Origin of the sequence: Undibacterium sp. FT79W, assembly GCF_014284215.1 — a bacterium.
GTDB classification, from domain to species: Bacteria; Pseudomonadota; Gammaproteobacteria; order Burkholderiales; family Burkholderiaceae_D; genus Undibacterium; species Undibacterium aquatile.
The window spans coordinates 114,982-136,422 of sequence record NZ_JACOGB010000006.1 but is presented as its reverse complement, the minus strand read 5'-3'; the positions used below and the strand labels follow the sequence as shown (position 1 = coordinate 136,422).

General features: G+C 50.8%; 19 protein-coding genes. 8 read left to right on the top strand and 11 right to left on the bottom strand.

The features are described 5' to 3' along the window. Positions 1 to 53: 53 nt before the first annotated feature. From hemF to H8K38_RS12030, 7 genes are all read left to right on the top strand, one after another. Positions 54 to 953 (top strand): oxygen-dependent coproporphyrinogen oxidase, encoded by a 900-nt coding sequence (hemF, locus tag H8K38_RS12060; RefSeq protein ID WP_186885083.1) that lies wholly within the window; start codon positions 54 to 56, stop codon positions 951 to 953. After that, positions 944 to 1,630: a nicotinate (nicotinamide) nucleotide adenylyltransferase gene (gene nadD, locus H8K38_RS12055; protein WP_186885082.1), complete on the top strand. Its 687-nt coding sequence runs from the start codon at positions 944 to 946 to the stop codon at positions 1,628 to 1,630. The genes hemF and nadD overlap by 10 nt, the downstream gene beginning before the upstream one ends. After that, a complete protein-coding gene (gene rsfS / locus H8K38_RS12050) occupies positions 1,620 to 2,324 on the top strand; it encodes a ribosome silencing factor (protein ID WP_186885081.1) in 705 nt (234 codons plus the stop codon). Before nadD ends, rsfS begins: the two co-directional genes overlap by 11 nt. 90 nt (positions 2,325 to 2,414) lie before the next feature. Beyond that, positions 2,415 to 2,885, top strand: coding sequence for a 23S rRNA (pseudouridine(1915)-N(3))-methyltransferase RlmH (rlmH, locus tag H8K38_RS12045; RefSeq protein WP_186885080.1), 471 nt, complete (start codon positions 2,415 to 2,417; stop codon positions 2,883 to 2,885). A gap of 23 nt (positions 2,886 to 2,908) precedes the next feature. Next, positions 2,909 to 3,526, top strand: coding sequence for a nucleoside triphosphate pyrophosphatase (locus H8K38_RS12040; protein WP_186885079.1), 618 nt, complete (start codon positions 2,909 to 2,911; stop codon positions 3,524 to 3,526). Between the two features lie 12 nt (positions 3,527 to 3,538). Further along, the gene (gene rng / locus H8K38_RS12035) at positions 3,539 to 5,005 is read left to right on the top strand and encodes a ribonuclease G (protein ID WP_186885078.1); all 1,467 of its coding nucleotides are present in this window, start codon (positions 3,539 to 3,541) and stop codon (positions 5,003 to 5,005) included. A gap of 21 nt (positions 5,006 to 5,026) precedes the next feature. Continuing rightward, positions 5,027 to 6,064, top strand: a complete 1,038-nt coding sequence (locus H8K38_RS12030; protein ID WP_186885077.1) for an acyltransferase family protein — start codon at positions 5,027 to 5,029, stop codon at positions 6,062 to 6,064. Here the strand turns inward: H8K38_RS12030 and H8K38_RS12025 are convergent. The 8 genes from H8K38_RS12025 to H8K38_RS11990 all read right to left on the bottom strand — a co-directional run bounded on the left by H8K38_RS12025 (position 6,050) and on the right by H8K38_RS11990 (position 16,519). Beyond that, positions 6,050 to 7,258: an acetate/propionate family kinase gene (locus H8K38_RS12025; protein ID WP_222610838.1), complete on the bottom strand. Its 1,209-nt coding sequence runs from the start codon at positions 7,256 to 7,258 to the stop codon at positions 6,050 to 6,052. The two genes, H8K38_RS12030 and H8K38_RS12025, sit on opposite strands and share 15 nt — an antisense overlap. Further along, the gene (locus H8K38_RS12020) at positions 7,255 to 8,679 is read right to left on the bottom strand and encodes a bifunctional enoyl-CoA hydratase/phosphate acetyltransferase (protein ID WP_223827001.1); all 1,425 of its coding nucleotides are present in this window, start codon (positions 8,677 to 8,679) and stop codon (positions 7,255 to 7,257) included. Before H8K38_RS12020 ends, H8K38_RS12025 begins: the two co-directional genes overlap by 4 nt. Positions 8,680 to 8,741: 62 nt before the next feature. Continuing rightward, the gene (gene fabI / locus H8K38_RS12015; RefSeq protein WP_186885076.1) at positions 8,742 to 9,521 is read right to left on the bottom strand and encodes an enoyl-ACP reductase FabI; all 780 of its coding nucleotides are present in this window, start codon (positions 9,519 to 9,521) and stop codon (positions 8,742 to 8,744) included. An 81-nt stretch (positions 9,522 to 9,602) separates the two neighbouring features. Continuing rightward, entirely contained in the window at positions 9,603 to 10,760 is a 1,158-nt protein-coding gene (locus H8K38_RS12010; protein ID WP_186885075.1) for an ABC transporter permease, read from the bottom strand. 17 nt (positions 10,761 to 10,777) lie between these two features. Next, positions 10,778 to 11,932, bottom strand: a complete 1,155-nt coding sequence (locus H8K38_RS12005; RefSeq protein ID WP_186885074.1) for an ABC transporter permease — start codon at positions 11,930 to 11,932, stop codon at positions 10,778 to 10,780. Further along, entirely contained in the window at positions 11,929 to 13,941 is a 2,013-nt protein-coding gene (locus H8K38_RS12000) for an ATP-binding cassette domain-containing protein (protein WP_186885073.1), read from the bottom strand. The genes H8K38_RS12005 and H8K38_RS12000 overlap by 4 nt, the downstream gene beginning before the upstream one ends. A gap of 14 nt (positions 13,942 to 13,955) precedes the next feature. After that, entirely contained in the window at positions 13,956 to 15,068 is a 1,113-nt protein-coding gene (locus tag H8K38_RS11995) for an HlyD family secretion protein (protein WP_186885072.1), read from the bottom strand. A gap of 119 nt (positions 15,069 to 15,187) precedes the next feature. Next, positions 15,188 to 16,519 (bottom strand): TolC family protein, encoded by a 1,332-nt coding sequence (locus H8K38_RS11990; RefSeq protein ID WP_186885071.1) that lies wholly within the window; start codon positions 16,517 to 16,519, stop codon positions 15,188 to 15,190. 187 nt (positions 16,520 to 16,706) lie between these two features. On the opposite strand from H8K38_RS11990, the gene H8K38_RS11985 reads away from it, so the two are divergent. Next, positions 16,707 to 18,572 carry an alpha/beta hydrolase gene (locus H8K38_RS11985; RefSeq protein ID WP_186885070.1) on the top strand — a complete coding sequence of 622 codons (1,866 nt, stop codon included), beginning with the start codon at positions 16,707 to 16,709 and terminating at the stop codon, positions 18,570 to 18,572. A gap of 108 nt (positions 18,573 to 18,680) precedes the next feature. On the opposite strand, the gene H8K38_RS11980 is transcribed toward H8K38_RS11985, so the two are convergent. From H8K38_RS11980 to waaF, 3 genes are all read right to left on the bottom strand, one after another. Continuing rightward, entirely contained in the window at positions 18,681 to 19,640 is a 960-nt protein-coding gene (locus H8K38_RS11980; protein WP_186885069.1) for a DUF808 domain-containing protein, read from the bottom strand. Positions 19,641 to 19,743: 103 nt separating this feature from the next. Then, positions 19,744 to 20,337, bottom strand: coding sequence for a Crp/Fnr family transcriptional regulator (locus H8K38_RS11975; RefSeq protein ID WP_186885068.1), 594 nt, complete (start codon positions 20,335 to 20,337; stop codon positions 19,744 to 19,746). Then, positions 20,330 to 21,385: a lipopolysaccharide heptosyltransferase II gene (waaF, locus tag H8K38_RS11970; RefSeq protein ID WP_186885067.1), complete on the bottom strand. Its 1,056-nt coding sequence runs from the start codon at positions 21,383 to 21,385 to the stop codon at positions 20,330 to 20,332. Before waaF ends, H8K38_RS11975 begins: the two co-directional genes overlap by 8 nt. Positions 21,386 to 21,441: the final 56 nt, after the last annotated feature.

Here is a 21,441-nt window from a genome sequence, read left to right as displayed (position 1 = left end):
TGGACTATGTCCAACCCGTCTTGCTTTTTGAAGACCACCCTGTTCAACATATAATGACCGATATACAAGCCGTTAAAAATTATTTACTTTCGTTGCAAGCAAATATTGTTGCCGCGCTTGAGGCTACCGATGGCCATCAGTTTATCAGCGACAGTTGGGAACGCCCCGATGGTGGTGGCGGCATTTCCCGCGTGATCGAGGAAGGCCTTGTCTTTGAACGGGGTGGGGTAAATTTTTCCCATGTCATGGGCAACAATTTACCGCCGTCAGCAGCAGCCAGCCGCCCGGAACTGGCTGGCAGAAAATGGGAAGCAATGGGTGTCTCACTCGTATTACATCCACGCAATCCCTATGCGCCAACTGTACACATGAATGTACGTTTTTTCACCACCCATGCGGAAGGTAAAGAAGCCGTCTGGTGGTTTGGCGGCGGCATGGATTTGACACCGTATTACGGTTTCGAAGAGGATGCGCGCCATTTTCATCAAACCTGCAAAGACGCACTGAGCCCGTTTGGCAGTGATTTGCATCCGCGCTTCAAAAAATGGTGTGATGAGTATTTCTATTTAAAACACCGCAAGGAAGCGCGCGGTGTCGGCGGCATTTTTTACGATGATTTCAACGAATTAGATTTTGCGCAGAGTTTTGCGATGACCAGAGCAGTCGGTGACGCTTTCATTCCTGCCTACCTGCCAATTCTTGAAAAACGCAAAGAACTCTCCTACAGTGAGCGGGAGCGGGATTTCCAAGCATATCGTCGTGGGCGCTATGTGGAGTTTAATCTCGTGTTTGATCGTGGCACACATTTTGGTCTGCAATCAGGAGGGCGGACGGAATCCATTCTGATGTCTATGCCCCCTGTCGTAAAATGGCGCTACAACTGGGCTCCAGAAACTGACAGTGCAGAGGCTCAATTAACAAATTATTTTCTGGTGCACAGGGAATGGGTTTAAGCAGTAAAAATCCTTATTGCGCCTTGGTTCTGGGTGGTAGTTTTGATCCAGTCCATACTGCTCATATCGCGCTGGCAAAGCATCTGTGCGATGTACTTAAACCGGATGAATTACGCATTATCCCGGCCGGACAACCGTGGCAAAAATCCGCTCTGACGGCTACATCAGAGCAAAGAGTCAGTATGCTGAAGCTGGCTTTTGACGAATGGTCAGACTGCAAGCTGATCATTGATGAGCAGGAAATACGACGCGCGGAAGCCCATGTCGCCAGTTACACCATAGAAACGCTGCGCGAACTGCGAACAGAACTGGGGGCGCAAGCCTCTATCTGTTTTGCCATGGGAGCAGATCAATTGCTGAATCTGCACACATGGCATCAGTGGAAAGACTTATTCGGCGTCGCGCATTTATGTGCCGCAAGTCGGCCCGGATTCGATATCAGCCTCGCCTGCCCTGAAGTGACAAAAGAGTGGCAGGAAAGAATGATAAGCCCAGAAGAAATGCGTGCCAGTGCTGCCGGAGGAACTTATCTGGACTCAAGTCTGGCCATTGATGTATCCGCGACCCAACTGCGTAAAGAATTAAAACAGCATAACCCGACAATCAGATTGCTAGTCACTCACAAGGTGCTAGACTACATACAACAACATTCAATTTATCAAAATAATGGATATTAAAAAATTACAAACACTGGTCATTGATGCTCTCGAAGATGTGAAAGCACAAGACATACAATTGTTTGACACCATGCACCTGACCAGTCTGTTTGACCGTGTTCTGGTTGCATCAGGAACGTCGAATCGTCAGACCAAGGCATTGGCCGCATCCGTCCGCGATAAGGTCAAAGAAAATGGCGGCACGGTCATCAGCGTCGAAGGTGAAACCACTGGTGAATGGGTACTGGTCGATCTGGGCGATATGGTTGTGCACATCATGCAACCAGCGATCCGCGCTTACTATCGTCTGGAAGAAATCTGGGGCGACAAACCTGTCAAACTCGGCGCAGCAAAACGTACAACAAAAGCGGTAGCACCGGCAAGCACTACTGTCGATGCAGAAAAACCAAAACGTACACGCAAAACAGCAGGTAAAGCAGCGCCTCTGGAAGTAACGCACGACATGATGGCGATTCAGACCACGATCGACGATGAGAAAAAACCAGCGCGCAAACCACGCGTAGCGAAAACAGTGGATGGTGAAGCGAAACCTGCACGCAAACCAGCAACCCGCAAAGCAGCCGATGGCAGCACAGTGAAAGCACCAAAAGTTCCGACTGGTGGCCGTATTAAAGTCGCCGCAACAAAAACAGCAGTGGCATCAGCAAAAGAAGCTGCGGCCAAACGTCCTGCCCGTAAAAAAACAGCCGAGTAATCTGCGCTGTTCTGAATTACCAAATGGCTGCCTTGCGCAGCCATTTGTTTGCGCCAGACCTTTAGCTCATTTCAGTTTTTAAAAAATATTATGCAACTCATCATCGCCGCAGTTGGTCATAAAATGCCAGACTGGATAGAAACGGCCTTTCAGGAATACACTAAACGGATGCCACCTGAATGCCGGATACACTTGAAAGAAATCAAGCCCGTTGAACGTTCTGGCAGCAAAACGGCGGAAACGGTCATGGCACTCGAGCGCACAAAAATCGAAGCCGTCATTCCCAAGAATGCGCGCATCATCGCATTAGATGAACGCGGTAAAGACTGGACCAGCGTCGCCCTTTCTCAGAATCTGAGCCTATGGCAACAGGATGGGCGGGATGTGGTTTTTGTCATCGGTGGTGCAGATGGTCTGGATGCAGAATTCAAAGCAAAAGCGGACACGCTGATCAGAATTTCCAGTCTGACGTTGCCACATGGCATGGTCAGGGTCGTGTTGGCAGAACAGCTGTATCGCGCCTGGTCCATCACACAAAATCACCCTTATCACCGCGTATAAATTGAGTAAGATAAAGCATAAAAATGCAACGTGAAAATAAAATCTACCTCGCATCAAAAAGTCCGCGCCGCCGCGAGTTACTCACCCAGGTCGGCATCGAATATGAATTACTCCTGCTCCGAGATATACCGCCGCGTGGTCCGGACGTGACAGAAATTGTATTCCCCGGAGAGTTACCGCACGACTACGTCAGCCGTGTGACCAAAGAAAAAGCTGAAATGGCATGGAAAGTGATGCACATGCGCAAACTGCCGGTGCGTCCCGTGCTGGCAGCAGATACCACCGTTGTGATTGATCAGAAAATACTTGGAAAACCGGCCAGCCGCGACGAAGCGGTATCGATGCTCACGCTGCTGGCAGGAAACACCCACGAAGTGTTGACCAGTATCGCGGTACAACACGAACATGGTCTTCTCGCGGCAACACAAGTATCAAAAGTCAGTTTTGCGGCATTAACTGCACAGCAAATTCAGGATTATTGTGACACGCCAGAACCCTACGATAAAGCTGGTGGCTACGGTATACAAGGTGCTGCAGCACGTTTTATTTCCCACATCAATGGCAGTTATTCTGGCATCATGGGATTACCGTTATTTGAGACTTGTCAGGTGTTACGTCAGTCTGGAATTTTTATCCCTTAATTTCTGAACTTCATGAGCGAAAATCTCCTCATTAATATTACGCCACAAGAAACCCGCGTTGCTCTGATTTTTCAGGGAGCAGTGCAAGAATTGCACATAGAAAGAACCCTATCCCGCGGCCTTGTCGGCAATATTTATCTCGGCAAAGTCGTGCGCGTCTTACCTGGCATGCAGTCGGCTTTCATTGATATTGGGCTTGAGCGGGCGGCTTTTTTACACGTTGCCGATATCTGGGATGCACGCCCTCAGGAGGGTAGTTCGAATGCACCACTGACGCCGATAGAAAAGCTGCTGTTTGACGGCCAGGCCATCATCGTTCAGGTCATTAAAGACCCGATAGGAACGAAAGGTGCACGCCTGTCCACCCAGATCTCGATTGCCGGACGCATGCTGGTGTTTCTGCCGCAGGACACCCATATCGGCATCTCTCAGAAAATTGAAAATGAAGCAGAGCGCGAAGCATTGCGCAGCAAAGTACAGAGTCTGCAACAGGCAGATGAAAAAGGCGGATTCATTGTCAGGACGATGGCGGAAGATGCATCTGATGAAGATTTGAAAGCTGACGTCGATTACCTGCGCCGCACCTGGTCTACGATCACCCAGCTTGGCAAAACCAAGCCGCCAACGACCTTGCTGTATCAGGATCTGAATCTGGCACAAAGAGTCTTACGCGATTTCGTCAATGAAGAAACAGAAAATATTCAAGTCGATTCGCGCGAGAATTATCTGATGCTGCAAGAATTCGGCAGGCATTATATGCCTTCCGTATTACCCAAGCTGCAACACTATACGGGCGAACGTCCGCTGTTTGATTTGTATGGCGTGGAAGAAGAGATTGAACGCGCCTTAGGCCGCCGTGTTGATCTGAAATCTGGCGGCTATCTGATTGTCGATCAGACTGAAGCGATGACGACGATTGATGTGAACACCGGAAGCTTTGTCGCTGGTCGCAATTTTGACGACACGATCTTCAAAACTAACCTAGAAGCAGCGCACGCAATCGCCAGACAACTGAGATTGCGTAATCTGGGTGGCATCATTATTCTCGATATCATTGATATGGAGAATGAAGAACACAAAGCTGCCGTGCTGTCTGAGTTGAACAAGGCATTGTCACGTGACCGCACCAAACTGTCTGTGTCTGGTTTTTCCGCACTGGGGTTGGTTGAAGTCACGCGCAAACGCACCCGTGAATCGCTGGCACATGTATTGTGTGAAACCTGCCCTGCCTGCAATGGTAAAGGTCAGGTAAAAACTGCCCGCACTATTTGCTACGAAATTTTGCGTGAATTATTACGTGAAGCGAAACAATTTAATCCGCGTGAATTCCGCATCATGGCGTCGCAGGTCGTGGTCGATATGTTCCTGGAAGAAGAATCACAACATCTGGCCATGCTCGGTGACTTCATTGGAAAACCGATTTCACTGCAGGTTGAAAACGTGTTTCATCAGGAACAATACGACATCATCCTGATGTAATTTTTCTGCTTATTTTATTTCATGCAAAACCGCGATCACTGGGTTGATTACGCCAAAGGCCTGGGCATACTGTTAGTGGTGTACGGTCACGTGAGTCGCGGTGCATTCAATGCTGGCATCAAGGTCGATGCGGAACTGTTCAAGCTGGTTGACAGTGTCATTTACAGCTTTCACATGCCTTTGTTCTTCTTTTTGTCGGGACTGTTTTTTTTACCATCCTTGCAAAAATATGGTCGCACCGGATTAATCACCGACAAAGTTGACAGCGTGCTGTACCCCTATATTCTCTGGTCATTGCTACAGGGTTTTATCGAGGTTTTTTTATCCGGATATACCACTTCTTCGACAACGACTGGCGAAGTGTTATCACTGTTCTGGCAGCCACGGGCGCAGTTCTGGTTTCTGTATGTGTTATTTGCCATTTTCGTTATGATGGCAATGCTGTATCGCGAACGTCAGTCTTTACCCGAATGGGCATTACCTCTGGCAGCGCTCGCCGCCTGGTTTTTACAGATGTTTGTGCAACTACCTTTTCCTCTGGATTTTATTGGCAGCTATCTGATTTTCTTTGTATTGGGAATGAGTGCCTTGCGCTGGAAAGACGTACTGAAAACGCAGGCACTCACAGCAACACTATGCGCTGTCGCAATTTTCACCGGACTGGAATATTTATTCCATGCCCAACTGCATCTGGTCTATACCGATAAGTCTGTGCTGAATCTGGCGTTGGCAATCGCAGGAATTGCATTGATCTGCAGCGCAGCAGTGTTGCTGGCGCAATGGAATCAACAGTGGACGACATGGCTGGCGATGCTGGGATACTGCTCTATGCCGATTTATCTGATGCATATCCTGACCGGCAGCGGCGTCAGGATAGTGTTGAGCAAATTACTGCATATACAAAGCGCCGCCCCACATTTAATCATCGGCAGCCTGGCAGGATTACTGATACCGGTGGCCGTGTATCAGCTGTCAAAAAATGCAGGATTGCACGGCTTACGTTATTTATTCATGCCACCAGCGGGCTTATCTTTGAAAGTGCGTTTAGCCCGGAAATAGCAAATCAAAAGCATCCATAGCGGCAATGCGCCCTTCATCCGTAGGAACAACCCAAATTTCAACCCGACTATCACTCGCATGAATTGCGCAGATTTCATCGCCTCGCGCAGCAATATTTTTATCCCGATCTATCCTGACACCAAGATATTCCAGCCCTGCACCGACCTGTTCTCGTAAGATCGCATCGTGCTCACCGATACCTCCGGTAAACGCAAATACATCGACGCCGTTCAGGCATGCGGTTAATGCGCCAGCTTCACGGATGACGCGATACGTAAATAAGTCGATTGCAGCTTGTGCCTGCGCTTGCCCGCTGCTGCGCAAGGTTCGCATATCTGCCGAAATACCAGAAACGCCTAACAGCCCGGATTCCTTGTACAGGGTTTTTTCCAGTTGTTTCGCATTCCATCCTGCCTGCAATAAATGCAGGATGACACCGGGATCAAGTGCGCCACAACGGGTTCCCATCATCAGTCCGTCTAATGCAGAAAAGCCCATCGTCGTCGCGACACTACGTCCCTCTTTCATCGCGCAAACACTGGCACCATTACCCAGATGCGCCATCAATACGCGTTGGTCAGCTTTGTCTGAATTCTGCCGTAGACGACCAGCCACATAACGGTAAGACAGCCCGTGAAAACCGTAACGGCAAATGCCCTCTTCACGTAAGCTTTGTGGCAAAGCTATCGTACGTTCAGTCACAGGCATCTGTGCATGAAAACCCGTATCAAAACAGGCAATCTGCGGCACTTCGGGATAGGCTTTCTGAAAAGCCAGCACACCATCCAGATTGTGCGGTTGATGCAGCGGAGCAAGCGTATTCAGCGTCCGCAGATAAGTCATGGTGTCATCATCGATCAACACTGACTCGGCATAGCGCGCACCGCCATGCACTATCCGGTGTGCAACTCCGGCAATACGTATGCCTGCACTATGCTGGCCGATTAATTTCCGCAAGGCTTTGAGTACGGCAGCAAACGAGTCACCATTCGCATCGAGTTCCAGATCTTCCAGAACAAACTGCTGCCTGATGTCACCGGCGTCCAGACGTATGCAAGGCTGTCCACCAGGTTCCAGCCCTTCCACGATGCCGGACATACTGGCGGCGTCTACCTGGCGATCATGCAGAGGGTAAAGCGCAAACTTAATGGTTGATGAACCAGAATTCACCGATAAAATCGCACTCATTTTCATGGCGTATTTTTTCTGTATTCATGCGCCAATAATTTGACCAGCGCTGCAGAAGCAACCCGCGCCGCTGGCCCATCGGCACGACTGGTCAGAGCAATCGGCACCCGCGCACCGAGTACCACGCCACACGTCGATGCACCGGCAAGATATTCAAACTGTTTCGCCAGCATGTTCCCGGATTCAAGATCAGGAACCATCAGAATATCTGCGTGACCAGCGACCACAGACGTAATACCTTTGATCCTCGCCGCCTCTGCAGAAATCGCATTATCAAATGCCAGTGGCCCATCAACAATCGCACCGGTAATCTGCCGGCGATCCACCATTTTGCACAAGGCTGCCGCGTCGAGCGTCGAAGCGATTTTCGGATTCACTGTTTCGACTGCCGATAAGATCGCCACTTTAGGTTCAGCCGTTCCCAGTGCATGCGCGAGATGAATCACGTTTTGCAGAATATCGGCCTTTTCCAGCAGATCAGGTGCAATATTCAAGGCAGCATCGGTTAGTAACAACACCTTGTGATACATGGGAACATCAAGGTGAAAAACATGAGAAAGTCGGCGCTTGGTACGCAATGCAGGGCAATGGACGACAGCACCCATCAATTCATCGGTATGCAGGCTGCCTTTCATTAAGGCTTCCACCTCACCCGCAGCTGCCATCGCAACCGCTTTTTCTGCCGCCGCATGGCTATGTGGCACATCAATCACTTCGATGCCAGAAATATCCAGTTGCGCGAGTTGTGCTACTTCATTCAGTTTGGCCAACGGTGCCACCAGCACAGGCACGATCAGTCCTTGTTTCGCCGCATCCAGTGCGCCAGCCAGAGAATCAGCATCACACGGATGAACCACCGCGCAACGTACTGCGGCCAGACTGCGTACACTATCCAATAATTTTTGCTGACGGGCACCCAGATCGAACATGGTGACAGTAGGCAAATGCGCACGCGGGCGACTGACCCGCTCAACAGGTGCAATCACTAGCGCGTTCCCGAACACCACTCGCGCACCGTGCTGATTCACGATTTCACAACTCAGCGTAACGCGTTTTTTTTCATCATCTTTTGCGGCTACCGTCACCGTCGTCGTCAGCGTATCGCCGATGCGCACAGGTTTTACAAAATGCAGATCCTGCTCGAGATATATCGTACCGGGTCCCGGCAACTGCGTGCCGAGCACACTGGAAATCAGCGCCCCGCCCCACATACCATGTGCAATCACTCCGTGAAATAAAGTTTTGCCGGCATACTCCGGATCGAGATGCGCAGGATTTACATCGCCAGAAATCGCTGCAAATGCCTGTATGTCTTCATTACTCAAAGTCTTGATATCACTGGCAGTCTGACCGATCTGCAATTCGTCATAGATCACATTGACTATCATGTCAGGCACATTGGTATCGCTATTCATGCGGTCATTCATAGTGGTATTCCAGAAAGAGATAAAACGTGGGAACGGAAAAAACAGAAGGATGCAAGAAATGATTAATTCACAATATGATAACCAGCATCGACATATAAAGTCTGCCCAGTCATTCCGGAAGAGGCGTCACTGACGAGAAATGCGGCAAGCTGCCCGATTTCATCCAGACTCACCAAACGCCGCAACGGGGAACGTGCCACGGCTTTGGACATCAGCGCGTCAAAATCCTGTAATCCTGATGCAGCACGGGTTGGTACCGGGCCTGGCGACATCGCATGGACACGATGGCCGTTCTGCCCCATTTCCATCGCCAGATATCGCACCAGAGATTCCAGTGCTGCTTTGACCGGCCCCATCAACCCGTAGTGCGCGACGGCTTCATCTGCGCCCAGATAACTCATTGTGATCAGGCTTGCACTCTGGCTTAAATGCGGTTCGCATAAACGCGCCAAGCGGGCGAAAGAGTGACAGGAAATATTCATAGCCTGCAAAAACCCGGCAGCAGAACTATCTATCACCCTGCCCTGTAAATCTTCTTTCGGTGCCCAGGCAATGGAATGAATAAGAAAATCGATCTGTCCGAGATGGCTGACGCTGGCACTCACCAGAAATTCGAGCGCATCGTCCTGTTCAACATTACAGACAATCAGGGGCGCTTCAAGCTCTGCCGCCAGAGGCGCAACATAAGTCTGCGCTTTCTCATTGACACAGGAAACAACCAGCGAGGCGCCCATTTTTTTTAACACCGCCGCGCAGCCATAAGCAATGCTGTGCTCGTTGGCGAGGCCGATAATCAAGCCCCGCTTTCCTGCCAGTGAAAAACTGCCGCCTGTATTTATCATCTTAATTCCTGTTCTTATTCACAAGTTTTCAATCTGCGATTCAATTCAGAACTCAACTCACCCCGATTGATGAAATGAGTTCTAACCAAACTGTTTTTTGAAACGTAATATGGTCGCGCCGCTGACGATACAACCGATAACAAGAATGCCTGCGAATAGAGGCCACAATATGCTGATGCCTGCACCTTTCATCAAAATGCCATAACTGGCATTGATGTAGTAATACAGTGGCGACACATACATTCCCCAGCGCATCAGCGTTGGCATCGCTTCGGGCGGCGTCCAGGCACCGGATAAAAACATCATCGGTGCCAGTATCAGGATCACCATCATACCGGCCTGCGCCATATTGTTCGTCAACGTTGCAATCCAGATACCGATGCCAGCCAGTGTACTCACGTACAAGGTAGTTAACGCAAAAAATAACAGCAGGCTACCGCTGACCGGAATAGAAAAGATCGGGACTAAGATGCCAAACAAACCCAATGCTGTTCCTCCCAGTAGCACCGCCACCATCGCCACAATTTTAGGAATCATAATCTGCAAAGGTGACAACGGTGAGACAAGCAATTGCTCTATCGTACCGCGTTCTTTCTCCCTGACCATCGCCGCTGCCGGCAGCAACATAGAAAATAAGGTCACCACGTTGAGCAATTCTGAAATACCCATGAACCAGGCGTCGTTCTGATTCGGATTAAACCAGACCCGGCTGTTATTGTTGATAACCGGGGCATCCAGCGCAGATAAATCAGAACTAAAACCGAGATTGCCTGCCGCCTGTTCCAGCCCATAGCGAGCCACAATCTGGGTCGCGTCAACGGCAGCTAAAAAACCCAGCACAGAATTCGACGCATCAATCTGCAATTGCACAGAGGTGTTATCGCCGCGCGTCAAAGCCGCACCGAAGCCCGGAGGAATATCCAGCACTGCCATCGCTTTGCCATCGTCAAGCAACTGCTGCCCTTGCTTTGCATGATCGATCGCACCTGCCCAGCGAAACTCAGGGGGCATAAAGCGTCCGGCGAGTTCGCGTGATGCAGCGCTGCGATCAAGATCAAACAACACCAATGCCGCATTATTCAACTGAAACGAGACGCCGGAAGCCGCGTTATAAATATCCGCCGAGAATGCATACAGCACAAACACCAGCAATACAGGATCACGTAAGAGTTGCAATAACTCTTTCCAGATCATCGCCTGCAAACGACTCCACCAGACCCGGTCAAACAGAAATATCATGTCAGTTTCCTCATCGCTCAATTATCCGGACGTTTGTGAAACGCCAGAAATCCGGCGGTAAATAAGGCTGCTGCATAGAGAGTCAGTATCAGTAAATCCATCCACAAAGCGGCAAAACCAACGCCTTTCAGAAAACTGCCTATCGTGATTTCAGCGTAATACATACCGGGTAAAAGATGTGCAATCACCGCGGCAATGGCCGATAACGATGGAATCGGAATAATCATTCCCGAGTACAGTACCGCTGGTACCACGGTCACGATAGCAGTCCCCACCATCGCCGCCACCTGCGTATTCACCATCACCGATACCAACAAACCAATACCCGTCGTGCAGATCACATACAGTATCGTGGAGATAAGGAAGAACAAGGGGTCGCCTTTAAATGGCGCGCCAAATAACAGCAGCGCAAATCCGCTCAGTGCACAGGCATTGACGATAGAAATACCTACATACGGCAACAATTTGCCGATCAGATATTCGCCACGCGATAAGGTGGAGGAATAGACGTTATAGATGGCTCCGGACTCTTTTTCCCTGACCACCCCCAGCGCAGTCAGAAATGGCGGTGATAGCATCAGAATCACCATGATTAATTTCGGTGCAACCGACCAGATGCTTTTGACTTCCTGATTGTAGAGGTAACGTGTTTCCAGTTTGACCGGTTGCAAACTGCTGCGTATTTTTTCCTGACTGATACCGGTCATTGCAGAAAAATGTGCGGATAAGTTTTCCACATTGATCGCCGCGTTGATTGCCGTCACATAGCCTTTGGTGGTCAAAGCGCGGAACGGAAACGTACCGTCGATCCAGGTCTGCACTTCCGCAGAGCGCCCCGCTTTCAGATTTTGTCCGAACTGCGGTGGAATCACGATCACCGCCCGCAAGGTATTATCGATGACGAGTTTTTCCACCTCTTTCTCATGTCTGGCATAACCTTGAAATGAGAAATAACGGGAATCTGTAAAGCGATGTGCATAGTCTCGCGAAGTGACAGACTGATCGTAATCGACTATCGCCAGTGGAATATTTTCCACATCTAGCGACAAGCCATAACCGAACAAGAGCATCAGCAGAGACGGTACAAAAAAAGCTAATGCAAAAAACAGCCGGTCACGAACGATTTCGCGCCACTCTTTAAATGCAACCACCCGGATACGGCGCAGATTCATATTTTTTCTCCTCTGGCTTTCGCATCTTCCGCTTCAAGACGAGTCACGATATGCACGAACACGTCTTCCATCGCCAGGCGTTTCGGTGACACTTTCAGCACTCCTGTATCCGCAATCACATCCGCCATCTGACGCAACGCCTGTTCATCGTCAGGCATCAGCACATGGACTCGCGAACCAAACAACGCAGCACTTGAATAACCCGCGGCCTGCAAACGATCCAAAGCCGCCTGCGCATCACCGGTCTGAATTTCATAGAGTTTACCAGCCTCTTTTTCTACATCGGCTTTTAACTGATCGGGTGAGGCATCGGCAACGATACGCCCGGCATACATCAACGCCAGGTGATCACAATGTTCGGCTTCCGACATGTAATGCGTGGTCACCAGTATCGTCACGTTCTCTTCCCGCGAGAGGCGGAACAGCACATCCCAGAATGCGCGTCGTCCCATAGGATCAACGCCCGAGGTTGGTTCATCCAGAAACAATACTTGTGGCCGGTGTATCAGCGCGCATCCCAGCGCCAGCCGTTGCCGCAAGCCCATGGGCAAACTGGCGGCCAGTGCTTTACCAAACGGGCGCAAACCAGCCATGTCGAGTATCCAATCCATGCGCGCTGCTGTTTGTTGCCGGGTCAGGCCATAAATACCGGCATATAAGCGAATGTTTTCGAGTACTGATAAATCCAGATACAGCGAGAATGCCTGCGACATATAGCCAATGCGCTCACGTATCTGGCGTCCTGCCGTGCGCATGTCTGCACCGGCAACCCGTCCTTTGCCATCGGTCTGACTCAGTATTCCCGTCAGCATTTTAATGACGGTGCTTTTCCCTGCACCATTCGCGCCCAGCAAACCAAATATCTCGCCTTGCGGTACCTGAAAGCTGACCTGATCAACGGCTTTAAATTCACCAAAAGTCCGACTCAGATTCACTGCTTCAATTGCCAGGCCATTGTCTGGATGTCGTTGCGCTGCGGGTTGTGCAGTAGTGTTTTTTTCGTCTTTCCCGGCCAGATCTTTTTTCCTCAGCAAAGCGATGAAAACGTCTTCCAACTCAGGTTCCAGCACCTCTACCCGCTGCTGCGGTATGCCTTGCAGGCAAGACTCCACTTCAGCTTTTGCTGACGCAGGATCTGGCTGGTCGACAAAAATCCGCATGTCTTGCCCGAGCACTTCCAACTGTGGGAACGTCTGCGTCAGACGATGTACCGCCGCCACCTGTTGCGAAGCATCAGCGCAGACACTGCTGACGATCGAGCCTTGCGCAAGCATCCTGATCTTTTCTGGCTCACCTGATGCCAGAATTTTTCCGGCATACATCAAAGAAACGCGATGAAAACGGCTGGCCTCATCCATGTATGCCGTCGATACCAGCGCGGTAATTCCTTTTTCCTTCAGCAAGCGCGAGAGTATGCTCCAGAATTCACGTCGGGATACTGGATCAACTCCTGTCGTTGGTTCATCCAGAATAACCAGTTTAGGTTCATGTATCAGTGTGCAGACCAGACCCAGCTTTTGTTTCATGCCACCAGAAAGATTCTTCATCGGGCGGTCACGGAAACGCTCAAGCCGGGTGCTGCGTAACAATGCTTCCTTGCGTGTACGCAGTTCTTCACGGCTCAGCAGACGCAAGCCGCCAAAGTAATCGATATTTTCTTCTACCGATAAATCGCCATATAAATTCTGTCCCAGCCCTTGCGGCATCAGACCAATGCGGTCTTTGATCTGCTCGCTGGATTTTTCGGAATTGATCAGACAGCCGAATACCCGTAAGTCACCGCCGTCATGGGCAAGCACGCCGGCAACGGCTTTGAGTAAACTGCTTTTACCCGCACCATCCGGCCCTATCAGACCGTAAATTTCGCCTGCCTGTACCTGCAGACTGATGCCATCCATGGCAACGGTATCGCCATACCGTTTAGTGAGTTCGCGCGCATCCACCACCGGTGCGGACGATGCAGACGGCGCAGCAACGCTATCCGCGTCTGACTGTTGATCAGGTTTCATTGCCGCAGACAAGTTCATTTCCAACGTGGTTTTTGCCAGGTGACATTCTCTTTCCAGCGTATAACAGCATCGGCTGGAATTCCTGGCATCAACTTATGATCAGGATTTTTTGCAATCGCCAGTTTGACGGCATACACCAGTTTCACGCGCTCATCCGTGGTCTGCACTTCTTTCGGGGTGAATTCAGCACGTGAGGAAATATAACTGACGGTTGCTTCATAAAACTGATCTGGTTGCGCGTCCGTGTAGATACGCACTGGCAAGCCCAGACGCAACTGGCCGATTTTTGATTCTGGCACATAGACTTTTAAATGCAACTGATCCAGATTCACCATTTCAACGACTGCGCCACCCGGCAAAACCACTTCGCCCGGTTCCCGCAAACGCGTCAATACGATACCGCTTGCCGGCGACTTGATCACCAGATCGCCAAGCACAGAATCGGCTTCCGCCACTGCAGCGGCCGCTCTGTCGCGTTGCGCCCGTAAGGCTTCAACTTCCTGTTGTCTGGCTTTGACTTTATCGTTTCCCAAACCTGCCTGAGATAAGCCTTGTTGCGCGCGTTTCACTGCTTCCTGTGAGGCTTTCACATCCGATTGCGCAACCTGCCATGCGAGATCAGCCTGCTCATACCGGTGACGTTCGATGACACCACGCTCAAACAATTCTTTGTGTCTTTGTGCATCGCGCCGCGCCTGCTGTTCAACCGCGCTGGCCTTAGCGAGCGTCGCCTGTGCCTGACTGACGCCAGCATCAGCAACACTGACGCCCATCGGCACTTCCCGTTGTGCAATATCTAAATTCGCTTGTGCTGCTTTCAATTGCGCATCGGTCGCATTCAGTGCCTGCCTGGCCTGCTCAGCTTTCGCCTGAAAACTGGTGTCTTCCAGTTGCGCGACAACCGTACCAGCCGCCACGGTGTCACCTTCTCTGGCGAATATTTTATTGATGCGGCCCGGATATTTTGCGGCAGCGACGATACGATCACCTTCAATGCGGCCGCTGGCAGCGATCAGCCCTTCAGGTAGTTTCCGGCTGCTGGCAAGATAATAAAAAAATCCAACGCCAATCACGATGGCGGCAACGCCCAACAATGCAGGGCCGATAAACTTACGATTTTTTTCCATCTGTATTCTCACATTGATAAAGGGGGACGCAAGGCAGAAACAAGCCAGCGTACGCTTGATGTGGACGGCGACTGCTCGCGATCAGGTGCTGAGTGAACGGTGACTGATGTGTAGTCATATCAAAGCTGTCCGGCAGCATGTTGTAATTGCAGACGCGCAAAGGCTCTGTCGTACAAGGCATTATCCCGGTTCGAGTAAGCTTGCAAACGACGGGTTTCTGCATCCAGCACATCGCTGTTCGGCGCAAGGCCGGAGCGATAACGTTCACGCGCCAGCAGTAAGGTTTCATCGGCCTGTTCGACTGCTTTTGAAACCAGCTGCATGCGGGCGTTCGCCTCTTGCTGAGACAACCAGGACTGGCGCACCTGCAAGGCGATCTTCTCCCGGACATCAAGTTCAGCTTCGCGAACTGCCTGTGCGTTGACCGCGAGTTGTGATGCCTGATTCCGGATCAGTCCGCCGTCAAACAACTCCCATTTCATCACAACGCCAACCCACCATGCTTTATCTTCGGCCAGATAGCGATTTTCCAGTTTGCTATAGCCTGCACTGACGCCGATTTGCGGCAAATGCCCGGCACGTACACTGGCAGCCTGATTTTGCAATGCCGAACTTTGCATCGTCAGTTCCTGCAATTCTTTACGCTGGGTATTGGCGGTCTGTAATAAGGTATTCAGATCACTTTCAGCAGGCGTCTGACCTGCCAGACCAATATCGACCAACTCCACCGTCTGATCGTATGGGCGCCCCATCCAGCGGTTGTACGCGGCACGCGACAGTTCCAGCGCATTCGCTGCCTGCAAGCCGAGTTGCTGCGCATTTGCAAGGGCAACCTGAGAAGCCAGTAAATCATGTTTAGCCACGTAACCTTGCTGGAACAATTCCTGCACGTCGCTGACATGCTTACTCACCGCGCTGATATGGCTTTTCGCAACCTCGTTCGCATGTTCCGCCCGCAGCACGGCAATATACGACTGCGCTATCGCCAGTTTTAACTCGCTACGGGTCAGCTTGGTGCGGGCTTCGCTGGCATCTGCCTGCGCCCGCGCGGCAGCCACCCCAGATGAAATTTTCCCGCTGGTGTACAGCGGTGCGGAGACCGTCACACCACCAAAATAGGCAGAATCCTGTGCAAATGGCAGACTGGCGCCTTTCAGCATCGGCAAAGCAGGAATATTAATCTTGGCCGCAGGCTCCGATTCTGTTCTTAAATAACCAGCTTCGACAGCGAGCTTAGGCAAGTAATTCGCCTGCGCGGAGCTGAGCTGATGTTGTGCTGCCTGCTCTTTGTATTGCGCGGAGGCCAGCACATGATCACGCTTGAGAGCGATATCCCATGCTTGCTCCAGCGATTCTGCGGCGTATGCCGTGCCACTCAGAGTCAACAAATGCAGGCAAAACAAACTGACGGGTAACCATAGGATTTTTCGAGGGTGACTGTTTTTTTTCACGCCGCCTTGTTTTAGCGGGCAAGTGCATAATGGCAGTCGATGAAGATTGAAAACAAAGTTTTTCATATTAGCACCAGACATTAGTCATCGCAGTGTATTGATAATGTTGCACAATCGAATTGATTCGCATCAATTCACCCCCTTTTGAAGTTTGTGACAATCGGAACTACCGCTAAAGGAAAGTCAGATGAGTACAAATAAGCCCCTTCAGGATACGATAACATCCCTGCCCGCAAATAAGGAACATCACGACCAGATTTGTTATCTGACCGGAGAAGAAGCCCCCGTCAATCCTATGGATATGGCGCTGCAAAATCACATCGCGAAACTGACAGGCGGGATTTCGCCTGCCAGTGTCAATCTGGCGTGGGCTGACTGGGCTATGCATCTGGCGACCACGCCGGGCAAGCAAATGGAACTGGTCGGACTGCTGCAAAAGCAAGCAGCCGAATGGCCCGCATTTATGCGTGCAGCAACGCTCAGTCCTAACGCAGCAACACCGGCAACTAGCACGGCGGAGGCGATAAAGTACAGCGTCCCGGCCAGTACATCGGACACACGCTTTTCCCATACCGGCTGGACGCAGTGGCCATTTAACGCAATGTCGAAAGCGTTTCTGCAAACACAGGATTTTTGGAATACCGCGACGACCGGTATACGTGGCGTCACTGCGCATCATGAAGACGTCGTCAACTTCATGGCCAGACAGCTATTGGATATGAGCTCACCCTCGAATATTCCCTGGGTTAATCCGGAAGTTCTGGAAGCAACGCAGCAGAGCGGCGGTAAAAATATCCTGTCCGGGTTCACGCACTGGTTGGAAGACGTTGGCGTCAGACTGCCGACCAATGAAGATAAAGAAAACGATGAGGAGCAAGCTCCATTCAAACCGGGACGGGACGTCGCCGTCACACCGGGCAAAGTCGTGTTCCGCAACCACCTGATTGAACTGATTCAGTATTCTCCGCAAACGCCAAAGGTTTATGCAGAACCCATTTTCATTGTTCCCTCCTGGATCATGAAATATTACATTCTGGATCTGTCACCACATAATTCCATGGTGCGCTTCCTGGTTGAGCAGGGTCATACCGTCTTCATGATTTCCTGGCGTAACCCCGGTCGTGAAGACCGCGATCTCGGTATGGATGATTATCTCGACAGCGGTTTATTTGCGGCATTAAAAGAAGTTCACAGCATTTGCAAAAAGCCGTTGCACGCGGTCGGTTACTGTCTCGGTGGCACCTTGCTGGCAATCGGTGCTGCCGCGATGGCCGGGCAAAAAATTCATGGCGAAAAGCCATTCGCCAACTTGGTCAGCAGCATTACTTTGCTCGCGGCACAGACCGATTTCAGCGAACCAGGCGAACTCGGATTATTTATCGATGAAAGCCAGTTAGCCATGCTGGACGCCCTGATGTGGAAACAAGGCTACCTCGATGGCAAACAAATGGCTGGTTCGTTCCAGTTGTTGAATTCCCGCGATCTGATCTGGTCAAAAATTATGCGCGACTATCAGTTAGGGCTGCGCAATAAGCCAAATGATCTGATGTCATGGAATGCTGATACAACCCGTATGCCCTACCGTATGCACAGCGAATACCTAAAACACCTGTTCCTGCATAATGATCTGGCAAAGGGGCATTACGAAGTGCACCAACATGCTGTCGCACTGAAAGACATACAAATACCGATGTTTGTCGTGGGAACAGTGAAAGACCATGTTTCACCTTGGCGCTCTGTTTACAAAATTCATGTGCTGACCGATACCAGCATCGACTTTGTACTTGCCTCGGGCGGTCATAATGCGGGCATTGTTTCAGAGCCGGGTCATGCCCATCGCAGCTATCAGTTTATGCCAAGCAAGGGACATGGCGCCAGCTATGAAGATCCTGATGTCTGGCTGAAGGAAGCTAAAACAGAACAAGGCTCGTGGTGGACTTACTGGCAGCAATGGCTGGCCAGACATTCATCGGCAACGCAAATCAAAGCCCTGCAGCCGCGCAACAATGCGGATCTGGGAGCGGCACCGGGACAATATATTTTTGAAACCTGAAAACGACGGAGTCGCCGTCAGATAACTCCCGATAAAAAAAAGAGGCAGGTAAAACCTGCCTCTTTTTTCGATCAACGAGCACAATTATTCGTGTACAGCCGTCATTGCTTATGCGGCATTACGTCTGAATAGATGCCTGAGCTTTTCGGCTACATTCACAACCACCAAAACGAGCGCACCGGCAACAATACCAAACAGCATATCAAGTACCGAAGGGACAACCGCTGCTATCGCACCGCCCACCAGCGGCAAATCTGCACCTGCTTGCGCGACATTCTGTATCAGATCATGCATCACATGAATGCCATGCGTGAGTATGCCGCCGCCAACCATGAACATGGCGATAGTGCCGATCACCGTCAGAGATTTCATCAGACGTGGCGCAAATACCAATAAGCCATTTCCAGTCACTTGCAGCAAACTCCGCACGATGCCAGTTGCATTTCTGCGCTTCAGATATAAACCGACATCATCCAGTTTCACTATCGCGGCCACCAGACCATAAACACCGATCGTCATGATCACTGCAATCATGGCTAATACGGTCACTTGCGAGGAAAACGGAGCAGACGCTACGGTTCCCAGAGTAATGATGATGATTTCGGCACTCAGAACAAAATCCGTGCGAACAGCACCTTTGATTTTTTCTTTTTCAAACGCCATGATGCTTGCGTCATCATGGGCGACGGCCGCCAGTAACTGTTCGTGTTCGCTGCTGACTTCTTCTACACTGTGCAGATACTTATGCGCCAGCTTTTCAAATCCCTCAAAACATAAATACGCACCACCCAGCATTAACAAAGGTGTCACAGCCCAAGGGGCGAGCGCATTCAGCAATAGCGCTAGTGGCACCAGTATCACTTTATTTTTCATAGAGCCAAGCGCGACCGCCCAGACCACCGGCAATTCACGATTCGCGCGCACCCCTGCGACCTGCTCAGCATTCAGGGCAAGATCGTCTCCCAGTACACCGGTAGTCTTTTTTGCGGCGATTTTGGTCATCGCCGCCACATCATCCAGCACCGTCGCAATATCATCAAACAGTGCGAGTAAACTTCCTCCGGCCATAACGCTCTTCCTCTTAAATTTAATTCAAACAACCACGGCAGCGCGGGATTTCAGTACCACACAAATACTATTGCCGGCAATCCGTATATGCAGCAACATCCGATCAGGTTTGGATACGCTTACGGATGCGGCTCAATGCTTCCGGCGTCACCCCCAGATAATGGGCAACATCGCGCAACTGTATGCGGGATGCAATCGCAGGATAGTTTTTTAAAAACGACTGATAACGCTCTTCCGGTGCCATCGTCAAAAGTTCACGCTCGCGCTGCTCTTTACGCACGATATGCCATTCCAGTAACTGACGTACCGCCCGCTGCCAGTCTGGATGCAGCGCGATCAGCTTATTGATTTCCGAATAATCGACCTGCTCAATCTCGCATTGCTCAACCGCAGTCGCAAAGTAATCCGTACGCAAACCAGCCAGCAACACATTCGGGCAGGCAAAAAAGTCCGCCTCGCCGATAAACGACTTTATCCACTCCTGGCCGCCTTCACTGAGATAAGTCAGCTTCACAATGCCGGAACGGACAACATAAACATAAGGTTGCCACTCTCCGGCGCCAAAGATATTTTCGCCTTTGCTGAACTGACGTAACTGATACGACGAACGTAACACGTCCCAGTCCGGCAAAGGCTTGCCAGCGGCACGTTCGAGTAAATCCGTAATTTGCTGCATCTCGCCCGAGCCCTTAAACACGACCTGAGGTCGCCTTCATAATCGAATGTAAATGCGGCCAGACCAGATCAGGACTTAATTTTTGCATGCAATCATGATGTCCCAACGGGCATTCGCGCTGCTTGCAGGGGGCGCATTTGAGACGCAGAGAAAACGAATGCGCAATATCTGAAAATGGCGGCGCATGATCGGGATCGGTCGGCCCATAAATGGCCAGAGCCGGGCGATTCAGTGCCGAGGCGATATGTAAAAGTCCTGAATCGTTGCCCACCATCGCGACAGCCGTTGACATCAGCGCCACCGCATCATCCAGACAGGTTTTACCTGCCAGGTGATGCACTTGTGGACAAGCTGCCACGATCTCATCGCAGACCAATGCATCTTTAGGTGATCCCAATAACACGACTTGCGCTTGCGGATAACTGGCAAGCACTAATTTCGCCAGCGTCGCAAAATGGCTGGCTGGCCATCGTTTTGCGGAACCAAATTCCGCGCCGGGGGCGAAGCAGATCACAGGCTTTTCATCGGATAAACCGGCCTTTTGCAACGCTGCGGCGCGTTGAGCAGCACTGACTGTCAGTGTTGGTCTTGGCAATTTCAACGGTGCCTGCGGTGACGGAGAAAAAGCCAGTGCTGCATAAAACGTCACCATAGGTCGGGGATGCGCTTTATCGTCAAAGTGCATCACATTGATCAGACCGTAACGACTTTCGCCTTTATAGCCGACACGCTTTTTTATTCCAGCCATCCAGGGCAGCAGTGCGAATTTCAGGGTATTTGGTAACACATAGGCCGCATCATAGCCACGCCTGCACAGTAAGCGGGCAAAACGCCATCGCTCACGTAATTGCAATGCGCCATGTTTAAACGGCGTTTCCAATATAGTGTCAACCTCAGTCATCGCCCGCAGAACCGGTGCCACCCATGTCGGTGCCAACACATCGATTGCATGCTGAGGATATTGCTGCCGGAGTAGTTGCAACAATGGCTGCGCCATTACTGCATCACCTATCCAGTTCGGAGCGATCACCAGTAATCGCGGCGTTGGTGGTGAAACTGATTGCATCATCGTGCTACTTGTTCCATGAAAAAGAGCTCATCATCCGGATTAAAAAAGTTCTACAG